We start from the raw sequence: 12,009 nt of genomic DNA, 5'->3' as shown, positions 1-12,009 counted from the left end.
GTTGCTTGCTTCATGACCGCCACTCCCAACCGATCGGCGGGAGAACTACGGGCACATTGCCACGACGCAAACGGCGGCAAAGTTCCATTCTATTTGCTTGACACTCTCCGCAGTATTTTGTCTGCGAAACCTGCCGGTTTTTGCCGCACGCACGGCTTGTGAAACACTTATGCGCAGGGAAGGTTGTCCGAGCGGCCGAAGGAGCTAGTCTTGAAAACTAGTAGGCGGTAACCCCGTCTCATGGGTTCAAATCCCATACCTTCCGCGTAAAAACTCAGGCGGCCCCGGAAACGGGGCCGCCTGAGCTGTATCCGGAGCCAGCCAAAGGCCATTGAAACTGTCAGTGACCACGCATAAAGTCAGGCTTGGTTGAACATTCTTTTCCTTGCCCAACCTTTCTTCCCTCCGGACCGCCCAGCGCCGTCCATAGAAAGTGAGTAGTTATGCCTTCTCCCAAGATCAATGCCGGCGCCCCCTGCTGGATTGACCTCATGACCTCAGACATTGAACAAGCGAAGGAGTTCTACGGCGAGCTCCTAGGCTGGACTTTTCAAAGCGGTGACGAAGAGAAGTACGGCGGCTACGTGATGGCTTTTAAGGACGGCAAATCAGTTGCTGGCCTCATGGAGAAGCAAGAGGACATGGCAGACATGCCTGACGTTTGGTCTACATACCTCCTCACCGAGGACGCTGATGCAACCGCCGCCGCTGTCAGCGAAAACGGCGGCCAAGTGTTTATGCCTCCCCACACCGTTCCCGACCAGGGCCGGATGGCGATCTTTGGAGACCCCTCTGGCGCGGCTATTGGCGCTTGGGAAGCTGGTGCCCACAAGGGGTATGAGGTTGCTGCCGAGCCCGGTGCACCAGGTTGGCACGAACTACACACCAACAACTACCCGGCAGCCGTGGAGTTTTACCAAAAGGCCTTCGGCTGGGACACCACAACCATGGCCGACTCCCCCGAATTCAAATACACCACCTTGGGTGCCGGGAATGACTCAGTAGCCGGAATCTACGACGCCGCAGCTGACCTAGCCGATGGAGCCCCCTCCAGCTGGCACGTCTACTTTGTGGTGGACAGCACCGGTGACAGCGTCACTGTGGCCACGAACAGCGGGGCTCAGGTCCTAACTCCGGCCGAAGACACTCCCTTTGGCCGGATGGCAACACTGGCTGATGCCAGCGGTGCGGTTTTTAAGCTGATTCAGAACATGCCGCAGGGCTAATAGCCAAAGAACAACACAACACTTGCTTGACCTCAACCGGCCAGCGCCAGCTCAACTCTTGTTGACAAGGCGCTGGGCGGTTTTTGCGTTATGCTCAGCCATCGTGGGCGTGACCCGCTTCACACACGCGCAACTCGGCCTTTCCGAATCGCCCGTTGACACGAAAATCCCGCGGCAGCTCTGGCCTCGACACCAGAACCTACCGTATGGCAATCTCGCGTTCACCCTGGGCTGTTTGGATCTCCCGTGGACACGTCTGGCCGAATACATTGATCGGCCTACTGCCGGTGGCACCCCTCCGGCACTGGATAAATGCCCCGCTCCCCAAGGGGCACCACAGTGAAAGTAAACGAATGAATCACTCCACCACACGGGCTGCGCTTGGCACAGTCCTGGCGGCAGGGCTAATTGCAGCTCCGCTGTCAGCGGCGCCGGCATTTGCCGTAGATGCCGCAGTCGCAGCAGGCACTTCGCCAGTTGTTATCAACGAGGCCTATCTCAGTGGCGGTAGCGCCGGGGCCGCTTACAAAAACAAGTTCGTTGAGCTCTACAACAGCTCTGACGCACCTGTTTCTCTAGACGGCTGGTCACTCCAGTACCGTTCAGGCACCGGCACCGCGGCCCCTAACGGTGTTGCTCCCCTTGCAGGAACCATCCCCGCCAAGGGCTACTACCTGATCAAGGGCGCCACCAACAGCGCAACCTCTACCGCAGCTGATCTTCCCGCAGCGGACACTACTTCCACCGCCTTTAATCCCTCAGGCACTTCCGGTACCGTACTCTTGGCCAAACAAGCCACCGCAGTGAACCCCTTGGCTGTCGGTTCGGTGATTGAGCCAGACGGTGTTGCAGACAATCTCGGTTACGGAACCTCAAACACTTTTGAGACAAAGGCGGCAACAGCCCCGTCCGGAAACACCGACGTTAAAAGCCTGAACCGCACCAACTTTGCTGACACGAATGACAACTCCGCAGACTTCACCCTCAACGCTTCGATCACCCCTCAGGGCTCGGCAACTGCACCTGTTGATCCCCCGGTAGATCCGCCCGTTGACCCGGTTGGCACCAAACCCATTGCCGAAATCCAAGGAGCCGGCACCGCCTCTTCCATGGTCGGCAGCACCGTTTCTACGCTTGGCAAAGTCACCGCAGCGTTCCCCACTGGCGGAATAAACGGCTACTACATTCAGACCCCCGGCACCGGTGGCGATTTGGATCCAGCCACACACACCGCATCTGACGGCATCTTTGTCTACTCACCCGCCACGGTTGCATCAGTGAAAATCGGCGACTACGTTCAGGTCACCGGAGCGGTAGCCGAATACTTCGGTATGACGCAGCTGAACGTCGCCGCTGCTGCGGACCTCAAGCAACTCACCGAAGCCGCACCAGAGGTCAAGGCCACCACCTTCACCCTGCCCGCTTCAGAGACAGTCCGCGAGTCCCTTGAAGGTATGCTCCTAGCACCTCACGGCCCTATGACGGTGAGCGATAACTACTCGTTGAACCAGTACGGTGAAATCGGCTTGGCTGGCGGAACCACCGCTTTGCCGCAGCCCACCGCCGTCGCGCCTTACGGTTCGGCTGAATACAACGCAACGGTTGCTGACAATGCAGTGCGCGGCATCAAGCTCGACGACGGTGCCACCACCAACTTCTTGGGCAGCACCGCGAACAAAGCTTTGCCTCTGCCGTACCTGACCACCACGGATCACGTCCGTGTGGGCGCACCGGTTAGTGTCAAAACCAATGTGGTGCTGGGCTACGCAAACAACGCGTGGAAGTTCCAGCCGCTCACGCAGCTAACCCCTTCCAACGCTGCCAGCGTTCAGCCGGTCAGCTTTGGTGATACACGCGCTCAGACTCCGGCCGCCGTGGGAGGCAACTTAAAGCTTGCCTCCTTCAACGTCCTGAACTACTTCACCACCACCGGCGATCAGCTCAGCGGTTGCACCTACTACACCGACCGTGCCGGTGCACCCATCAGCATCAAGGGCGGCTGTGACGCTCGCGGTGCTGCGAATGCTGAGAACCTCAAGCGCCAGCAAGACAAGATTGTTGCAGCGATTTCCAAGTCCGGCGCCGATGTAGTGACGCTGATGGAAGTTGAAAACTCCGCTCAGTTCGGCAAAAACCGTGACGACGCGCTCTCCCAACTGGTTGCGGCGCTCAATGTTGTGACCCCGGGCGTTTGGGACTATGTTCACACACCTGCCAACGCACCGCCGCTGGCCGATGAAGACATGATTCGTACTGCATTTATTTACAAAAAGGCCGCCGCTGAGCCGGTGGGCGAATCCATCATCCTTAACGACACCGTTGCTTTTGCGAGCGCACGTAAGCCTTTGGCCCAGGTGTTCAAGCCGGTTGGAGCAAGTGATGACAAGAAGTTCATCGCGATTGCCAACCACTTCAAGTCCAAAGGTTCCGCAGCAACTCCCGATGACACCGATCAGGGCCAAGGCAACTCCAACCTGGCACGCACCGCACAGGCCAAAGCGCTCGTGGCATTTGCTGATCAGTTGAAGCAGGACAAGGGCACCAACAAGGTCTTCCTGATTGGCGACTTCAACTCCTACGCCAAGGAAGACCCAATCAACGTCCTTACGGCCGCTGGTTACGTCAACCAAGATGAGAAGGCCAAAAACGCTGACGGCTCCGCCAAGCACTCCTACCTCTTCGGTGGACTGGTGGGATCCCTTGACCACATTCTGGCTTCCCCGGAAGCCAACGCTGTAGTCACCGGTGCTGACATTTGGAACATCAACTCAGTTGAATCCGTAGCCCTTGAGTACAGCCGCTACAACAACAATGTCACCGACTACTACGCTCCAGATCAGTTCCGGGCGTCCGACCACGACCCAGTGGTGGTTGGCCTGGATCTGCCAGCAACCCCGGCCACGGTTGACTTGAACCTTTTGGGTATCAATGACTTCCACGGCCGGATTGATTCAAACACTGTCAACTTCGCGGGAACCGTTGAGAAGCTCCGTGCCGCCGCGGCACCTGGCGCAACTGCGCTGCTGTCCGCCGGTGACAACATCGGTGCGTCCTTGTTCGCTTCGGCGGTAGCGAAGGACCAGCCCACCATTGACGTCCTCAATGCGCTTGAGACTCGAGCTTCGGCTGTGGGTAACCACGAGTTCGACGGCGGCTGGGCTGATTTGCGCGACCGGGTGATCAACGGTGGCACTAACGCCAAGTTCCCGTACCTGGGTGCGAACGTTTACAAAAAGGGCACCAAGGAACCAGCCCTTCCCGAGTACACGGTGATTGACGTCAACGGCATCAAGGTGGCCATCATCGGCACAGTGACGCAAGAAGTTCCCTCATTGGTAACCCCCGGCGGCATCTCGGACTTGGACTTCGGGGATCCGGTGGAGGCAATCAACCGTGCTGCTGCAAAGATCACGGCAGAGAAGCTCGCCGATGTGATTGTTGTTGAAGATCACGACGGCGCCGGTTCCGGTACGCCCGATGGAGCCACTTTGGAGCAGGAATTGGCAGCTGGCGGATCCTTCGCGAAGCTAGTCAACGAAACGTCTCCCGAGGTTGACGCAATCTTTACCGGCCACACCCACAAGGAATATGCCTGGAACGCACCTGTTCCCGGCCAGCCGGGCAAAACCCGTCCTGTGGTTCAGACCGGTAACTACGGTGAGAACATCGGCCAGATCCAACTCACCGTTGATACCGCTACCAAGGAAGTCACTGCTTCCAAGGCTGCAAACGTCAAACGCATCACGGATGCAGCAGTTGACCTGGTAGCTAAATACCCCCGTGTTGCAGCAGTCGACGCCATCGTCAAGAAGGCACTGGCAGCTGCTGACGCTGTGGGAAGCCAGCCGATTGGCAAGGTCACAGCCGATATCACCACCGCATTCAGCACCGACCCCGCAGGTGGAGCCGCCAAGCGCGATGACCGTAGTAGCGAATCAACCCTGGGTAACCTGGTTGCTGATTCACTCGTGGACACGCTCAAGGACCCCACGCTAGGTGGTGCCGAGATCGGCGTCGTCAACCCTGGTGGTCTGCGTAGCGAGCTGTACTACGCTCCGGACGGAACCATCACCTACGCGGAAGCAAACGCTGTTTTGCCGTTCGTCAACAACTTGTGGACCACGTCCTTGACCGGTGCACAGTTCAAGACTCTGCTTGAGCAGCAGTGGCAAACCAACGCTGATGGCACCATTCCTAGCCGCACTTACTTGCAGCTGGGTCTGTCCAAAAACGTCAACTACACCTACGATGCTGCACGCCCGGCCGGGGACCACATCACCTCGATCCTGGTCAACGGTGCAGCTATTGATCCGGCGAAGTCCTACCGGATTGGTACGTTCAGCTTCTTGGCCCAAGGTGGCGACAACTTCCGCATTTTCAAGGAAGGCGCCAACACCAAGGACACCGGCCTGATTGACCGTGACGCATGGATCAAGTATCTGCAGGCTCACAACCCGGTTTCTCCGGACTTCGCACGCCGCAGCGTTGCCGTGGTCAACACCACTGCAGCAACGGTCAAACCGAAGGACCCGATCAACCTGACGGTGTCCAAGCTGGATCTCACCTCGCTGGGTAGCCCAGTGAACAAGAGCCTCACGGCCGTGTTCACCGATGCCGCCGGGACTGTCACCCAGCTGGGTTCCGTACCGGTAAGCGCAGGTGCAGCCACCGTTAGCGTGGCTGTTCCCAACGGTGCGGCTGCTGGCACGGGTACTCTGGTGCTCACCGCTGCCGAGTCGGGAACCAAGGTCACTGTACTTGTCACGGTGGCCAAAGCTGGACCATCTCCGGTTCAGTGCGTTGCCCCGGTTCCGCCCACCCAGTGGTATGACGTGGTCGGTTGGATCAAATACGGCGTGGCGCTCTTGAAGTACCAGCTCTGCTTGCGCCGCTAGTCTGAATCACCCTTAAAAAAGCATGCTCACCGTGTAACAGCGGTGAGCATGCTTTTTTAAGTTGTGCGGGCTGAGTTCAGATCCCCAGGATGTGCCGTGCGACCTCGTCGGCGTCGCGCAGGGTCCGTTGGCCGCTGCGGTACTCCTCAACGGGGTTTCCGGTTTGGTCCCGCCCAAATGCTTCAGCGGCAATGGCTGTACCCCATTGTGTTGCGCTCAATTGCAGACTCAAAACATAGAGATCTGGCTGTTCCTGGCCGAGTGCATTCACAGCCCGGTACGGACCCGGCACCACGTCAAGGCCTGTTGCTTCAAGCGGAGTACCGCCGCCTGCAAGCATCATTCGGGGGCGCACCAGCCCATCAGCCAAAAGTTGTTTGAGCAGCACTGACTCGTTCACTGCCACCCGGTTGCTCGGCGCTAGAGCCTCAATCACGGTACGCGCGGTTACGGCCTCACCAGCCACCCACGGCGAACTCGCGGTAAACAGCCCCGCAGCCCTGTCAACAGAAATACTCGGATCCGGCCCCACAAAATGAACAAGTCCGGCCCGCACCAGTGCGGCCAGCTGTTCTAAGCGCAACGCCGGGGGCCCGGACGCCAAGCCTTCCACAAAGCTCTCGAACCAGCCGCGCAGTTCGGCGAGCCATGAGTCTTCGGTGATTCCGCCGTCGGCCACTGCTGTTTTCAGTAGCGCACGTCCGCGGTGAAGGGCGCCGATGGCCATTTTGACCGGGTCCTTTTCGCCAGCTGCGGAGCCTAGAGCGTCCTCGTCCAAGTACTTCAGGACAGCTTGATCAAACGCCTCACGGTTGGCGAAACTCTGTCCAGCAAACGGGGTAGCCAATCCCAACAAGTTAAGCGCATGCTCAGGTGCCACGTGCCGGGTAACAAGCTCAGCAACCACCTTCTCCCAATGATTGCCGGGTACATCTACCTGGGCATCGGCCGTCAAAGCGGAGTCAAGTGACTGCAAAAACTCATCCCGGTCCGTCACGGCGTCTGGGTGATGAGCTGCGAGGGTGGAGTAATACGTCCATACAACATCGCGGTGCAACAGCGGCCAGAAATCGTGATCGAACCCGGGAACTGCATCATTAGCCTGGATACTTGCTACGGCATCCGCGGTGAAGAACCGCAAGTGCACGGAGCTCGCATAGTAGGCATCAAGGCGAGCCTTGGCCCGGTACGGACCACCGCGCCTTGAGGCTGCGTAGAGGATGGGCTCCTGGCCTGAAGGGATGTACTCTAAGGTCTCCCCGGCCCTCTTGCCCGGCCGGAAAGTGCCACCGCGGCCCAGCGTTAGTTGACCCATCACGTCAAAGAAATTCAGGCCCATCCCCCGCACTAGGACAGGCTGCCGGGCCGGGATCAGGGTCCAGTCAACATCGGCTGGAACTGCTGGTGGAAAGTACTGCAACCCCAGTTTGACGGCAGCATCGGCGAGTTCTTGTTGGGCCGAATTCAGTCGCGATTCCACGTGCCCCAGCGCCAGCACCACACGGTCAACACTCACGGAGGTGCCGTCAGAAAGTCCAACGACGAAACCATTGGTGGGCGTAACTGCGGAAGTCTGGTCGCGGCGTCGTACTTTTACTGCCTCTGCGCTGTGAGTTTGGACTTCTACCCGTTCGGCGAGCGCCTCATTGTTTTGTGCGGCGGCCAGGACTGCTCCAAACGTGTCAGCCAAGTACCGCCCGTACAGTGCGCGTGAGGGGAAATCGGTGGACTTCAGAGTCTGCAGCTCGGCCCGTTCGCCGTCTGTTAGGTGCTGAGCGGGCTGGCTTGCGTTGGCTGCACGCCACTGTTCAAAACTGCCCCCGGTCAACGCTGGCGCCACCTGGGGGTCTTCTGGAATGAGCGTGGGGTAAAACGACTGTGTGTTCATCACGTACAAACGGGACTGATCGGGACGCCACACGTGACCTGGGCCGGCTTGATACGGATCAATAACGTGGATGCGTAAGCGACGGGAACGGTTTTTTACTGGGGAAAGCTGCAACTCGCGTGCAAAATTAGCCAGCAATCTTTCCACAACACTGCTGCCGCGGGGTCCGGCGCCCACCACTGCCACACTGATTTCTTCACGATCCGCCACGCCGTAAAGCCTATCGCCCCGCTACGACATCCCATTCCGCGTGGGGTGGGCTGTGCAGATATGACAAGACCACTCACAGCGAACATGCCTAGGATGTGTCCATGAGCGCCACTGAAGCCGAGCAAAATAATCCCGCCGCCCCGCAGAACGCCGTTGCACCGATGCCCACAGATGAGAATCAGTGGCTCGAAGACATCCATGGCGAGGAGCAAATGGCTTGGATCCAGGAACAAAACGCCCGCACCGAAGACCTCCTGGAGGACGCCGACTATGCGGCGCTCGAAGGCGAGATTCTTGAGGTTTTGGACTCGAGCGATCGGATTGCCATGGTAGGCAAACGCGGCGAGTGGTATTACAACTTCTGGCGCGACGCCGAACACCCCAAAGGCCTCTGGCGCCGCACCACGTGGCAGAGCTATCAGAGCGATGCGCCGGAATGGAATGTTTTGCTGGACATTGACGCTCTCGCCGCTGCCGAAGGGACCGAGTGGGTGTGGCACGGCGCCCACTTCTTGCGCCCCGCCCTAGGGCAGGCTCACCGAACCGCCATGATCGCCCTCTCCCCAGACGGCGGGGACGCTGTGCGCTACCGCGAGTTCGACGTCGAACGTCTCGCCTTCGTTGACCCGACGGCCGGCGGTTTTGACATCCCCACCGCTAAGGGCGGGATTTCTTGGGAGGATGCTGACACTCTCTTGGTTTCCACCACTGCTGAGCGTTTGCCGCAGACTTCGTCGTCCTATTCACGCACCGCTGTTCGGCTCAAGCGCGGGCAGTCGCTGCGTGATGCCGAGCAGATTTTTGAAGTCCCGGCCGAGCACATGCGTGGCGCTGTTTTTCACGATTCCACACCAGGGTTTGAGCGCACAGTCGCCATCGACATGATCGACTTCTTCAACGTTTCAACGTTCGTTTTGCAGGATGATCAGTGGGCCAAAATTGAGGCCCCCAGCAGTGTTGATAAGGACATTCACCGCGAATGGGTAGTCTTCCGGCCACGGGAAAGCTGGGAAATTTCCGGCTCGGTTTATGCTGCAGGATCGCTTCTGGTGGCCCCGCTGGAGGATTGGCTCGCGGGTGAGCGCACGCTTCGGGTGCTCTTTGAACCGGATGCTCACACTTCTTTGCAGTCCTATAGCTGGACTAGGGACTTCCTGTTGTTGAACCTTTTGGCGGACGTATCCTCTCAAATTCGTGTTCTTGACCCGTCACAACCGGACGCGGATCCGGCAAAGGGCTGGGCGTGGCGTCAGTTGGACGCGTGCCCGCCGCTGCATGACGTCAATGCTTTTGCCGTTGATGATCAGGACACTACTGCTGAAAATGCTGGCAATGACTACTGGCTGGTGGTCACCGGATTTTTGACTCCGAGCACCCTGTTGCGCGGGCGTTTGGGGGACGCCGCTGATTCATCGGCTGCAGTGATCAAAACTGCCCCGTCATTCTTTGATGAGTCCGAGTTTGAAGTTCAACAGCACTTTGCTACGTCCAAAGACGGCACCAAGGTGCCTTACTTCCAGGTGGGGCCAAAAAATCTAGTGCTCGACGGCGGTAACCCCACCCAGCTTTCCGGGTACGGCGGCTTCGAAGTCTCCCGCACACCCGCCTATAGCGGCACGATTGGTAGAGCCTGGCTGCGCCGCAAAACCACTGGAGCATCTGCGGGGGCTGAACGTAGCGGAGTGTTTGTGGTGGCCAATATTCGTGGCGGCGGCGAATACGGTCCCGCGTGGCACAGTGCGGCGTTGCAAGCGAACCGCCACCGGGCGTACGAGGACTTCGCAGCAGTTGCCACGGATCTGATCCGGCGCGGTGTCACCAGCCCTGAGCATTTGGGGTGTGCCGGTGGATCCAACGGCGGTCTGCTAGTGGGAAACATGCTGGTCCACTACCCCGAGCTGTTCTCCGCGATCTCTTGTGGTGTTCCATTGCTGGACATGCGCCGGTACACCAAGCTCTCCGCAGGGTACTCGTGGATCGCAGAATACGGGGACCCAGACCGGCCTGAACAGTGGGAATTCATCAAAACCTTCTCCCCGTATCACTTGCTGCGCGACGGGGTTGAATATCCAGATTCGTTCTTCTGGACGGCAACCTCGGATGACCGGGTGGGCCCGGTGCAGGCACGCAAAATGGCTGCGAGGATGCAGGCGATGGGCATTCGCAACGTCTGGTTCCATGAAGCGGTTGAGGGTGGGCACTCGGGAGCTTCCGACAACCGACAAGCAGCTGCTCTTCAGGCGCGGAGCCAGCAATTCCTGTGGCGGTCCTTGAGCGGAGACTAAAACAAAGCAGCCTAGAACGTCCTTGCATTCCCACGTTTTGCACTAACCGCCCAGTCTTCGGTACTCTTGCTGGGCTAGTAATAGCAATTGGAGACGTGCCAGAGCGGCCGAATGGGCTTCACTGCTAATGAAGTGTGGGGCACAACTCCACCGGGGGTTCAAATCCCCCCGTCTCCGCATTGTGATGTAGCGGGACATAGTTCATATATGTCCCGCGTCATCGTTCATATGGAAGGACCCTCGGCTTCGGCCGGGGGTTTTTTCATTTTTGCTTGGTACCCCTTCATGGGGTCGAGTGTGTAGGTTCCGAGAATTTCTCCCGTGCTTGTTTGGATGACGGTGGCGGCATTGTCGGCAACGAGGACGGTGACCGGTTCGTCATTGTGGCGGCGGCCCACGCCTAGATGTAGCAGTCTGCCTTGGAAGCGCACGGTTACCTTTCCCGCTTTATCGATCCTGTCCGTGCGGACGCGGTGATGAACACCTTTAGCAAGCCCTTCAGGCTGAGCTTTTGGAAGTGCTGCGTACGTTTGCGCGGGTGTGCGTCGTTGCAAGGCCCTGTGTGGGCGTTCAGTGTTGTAGACGTTCAGGAACCTGACGAGGTCTTCATTTAGCTGTCCTAGGGTGGTCGCTGGTTTTTGGATGGTGAGCCATCGCTTCAGGGTTTGGTGGAATCGTTCGATCTTTCCTTGCGTTTGGGGGTGGTTGGGTTTGCCGTTCTTTTGCACGATCTTCAGGTCCCGGAGCGTTTTCTCGAACGCGTTCAACCCTCCCCGTCCGCCGGCAAGCTTCGTGGTGAAAACCATCCCGTTATCCGTCAGTGTTGAGGCAGGGAATCCATGGATCTCTCCCGACTGAATGAACGCCTCGAGAACCAAAGCCCCGGTAACTCGCCGGTGGGCAGTGCAGTAAATCAGAAAACGGGAGTGGTCATCGAGGAAGTTCAAGATCTCGATGTCCGTGCCGTCCGCGAGAGCCCAGTGCGTGAAGTCTGATTGCCACGTTTCGTTGGGTTGACCGGCCTCGAAGCGATGCCAAGACGAACGCGGACGTTTGTGGACCTCGTTGATCACGAGGCCCGCTTGGCGCAATACACGGTGGATCGTGGACGGCGCAGGGGCTTCTAGCCCCTCGGATTCCAAGTGCCATGCAATTGTTTCAGCGCCGGCATCGAGGCCCTTGACTGTCAGCTCATGGCGCAGAGCACGGATACGCTCACGCACACTCTCTTGGGTCTGACGCGGATTTGAATGAGGACGCCTGGATTGCGGAACTAGCCCGTCCTCGCCTGCGCAACGGTACCTGCGCATGAGTTCGTAGACCCAGCGGCGGCTGACGCCGAAGTGTTCAGCGGCCTGCGCCGGGGATAATTGCCCCTGGCGGATGGACTTGATGATGAGTTGATTCTTCTCCATCAAATCATCGTGAACCGATAGGAACGATGACGCGAGAGATCCAGAACTCCACCGACAGAACCATGACCCGAGAGATGAACTCACTGTCAC

General features: G+C 58.6%; 5 protein-coding genes and 2 tRNA genes. 5 read left to right on the top strand and 2 right to left on the bottom strand.

Translation table 11 applies throughout. The annotated features are described in order from the left end of the window. Positions 1-177: 177 nt before the first annotated feature. The 3 genes from ACQQCD_RS06135 to ACQQCD_RS06125 all read left to right on the top strand — a co-directional run bounded on the left by ACQQCD_RS06135 (position 178) and on the right by ACQQCD_RS06125 (position 6,121). Positions 178-265: transfer RNA gene (locus ACQQCD_RS06135), tRNA-Ser, on the top strand. Positions 266-443: 178 nt separating this feature from the next. Then, positions 444-1,226, top strand: a complete 783-nt coding sequence (locus ACQQCD_RS06130) for a VOC family protein (protein WP_430267521.1) — start codon at positions 444-446, stop codon at positions 1,224-1,226. A gap of 353 nt (positions 1,227-1,579) precedes the next feature. Further along, complete coding sequence (locus ACQQCD_RS06125) at positions 1,580-6,121, top strand: ExeM/NucH family extracellular endonuclease (RefSeq protein WP_430267520.1); 4,542 nt, start codon at positions 1,580-1,582, stop codon at positions 6,119-6,121. Positions 6,122-6,197: 76 nt separating this feature from the next. Here the strand turns inward: ACQQCD_RS06125 and ACQQCD_RS06120 are convergent, their stop codons facing one another. Beyond that, positions 6,198-8,219, bottom strand: a complete 2,022-nt coding sequence (locus ACQQCD_RS06120) for an FAD/NAD(P)-binding protein (RefSeq protein WP_430267519.1) — start codon at positions 8,217-8,219, stop codon at positions 6,198-6,200. A gap of 101 nt (positions 8,220-8,320) precedes the next feature. Here ACQQCD_RS06120 and ACQQCD_RS06115 point away from each other — a divergent pair, with 101 nt between their 5' ends. Beyond that, positions 8,321-10,504 (top strand): prolyl oligopeptidase family serine peptidase, encoded by a 2,184-nt coding sequence (locus tag ACQQCD_RS06115; RefSeq protein WP_430267518.1) that lies wholly within the window; start codon positions 8,321-8,323, stop codon positions 10,502-10,504. Between the two features lie 89 nt (positions 10,505-10,593). After that, positions 10,594-10,681 (top strand) — tRNA-Ser (locus tag ACQQCD_RS06110). A 47-nt stretch (positions 10,682-10,728) separates the two neighbouring features. Here the strand turns inward: ACQQCD_RS06110 and ACQQCD_RS06105 are convergent. Then, positions 10,729-11,919 carry an IS481 family transposase gene (locus tag ACQQCD_RS06105; RefSeq protein WP_430267517.1) on the bottom strand — a complete coding sequence of 397 codons (1,191 nt, stop codon included), beginning with the start codon at positions 11,917-11,919 and terminating at the stop codon, positions 10,729-10,731. Positions 11,920-12,009: the final 90 nt, after the last annotated feature.

This window comes from Pseudarthrobacter sp. J1763, from assembly GCF_050490295.1.
Taxonomy (GTDB): domain Bacteria; phylum Actinomycetota; class Actinomycetes; order Actinomycetales; family Micrococcaceae; genus JBNPEO01.
Note: the sequence above shows the minus strand (reverse complement) of the source record. Positions and strands in the feature narration are given on the sequence as shown.

Bases quoted from the DNA above. Each gene is read 5' to 3' on its own strand.
- ACQQCD_RS06105 (WP_430267517.1), bottom strand. From the start codon at position 11,919: ATGGAGAAGAATCAACTCATCATCAAGTCCATCCGCCAGGGGCAATTA.
- ACQQCD_RS06125 (WP_430267520.1), top strand. From the start codon at position 1,580: ATGAATCACTCCACCACACGGGCTGCGCTTGGCACAGTCCTGGCGGCA.
- ACQQCD_RS06130 (WP_430267521.1), top strand. From the start codon at position 444: ATGCCTTCTCCCAAGATCAATGCCGGCGCCCCCTGCTGGATTGACCTC.
- ACQQCD_RS06115 (WP_430267518.1), top strand. From the start codon at position 8,321: ATGAGCGCCACTGAAGCCGAGCAAAATAATCCCGCCGCCCCGCAGAAC.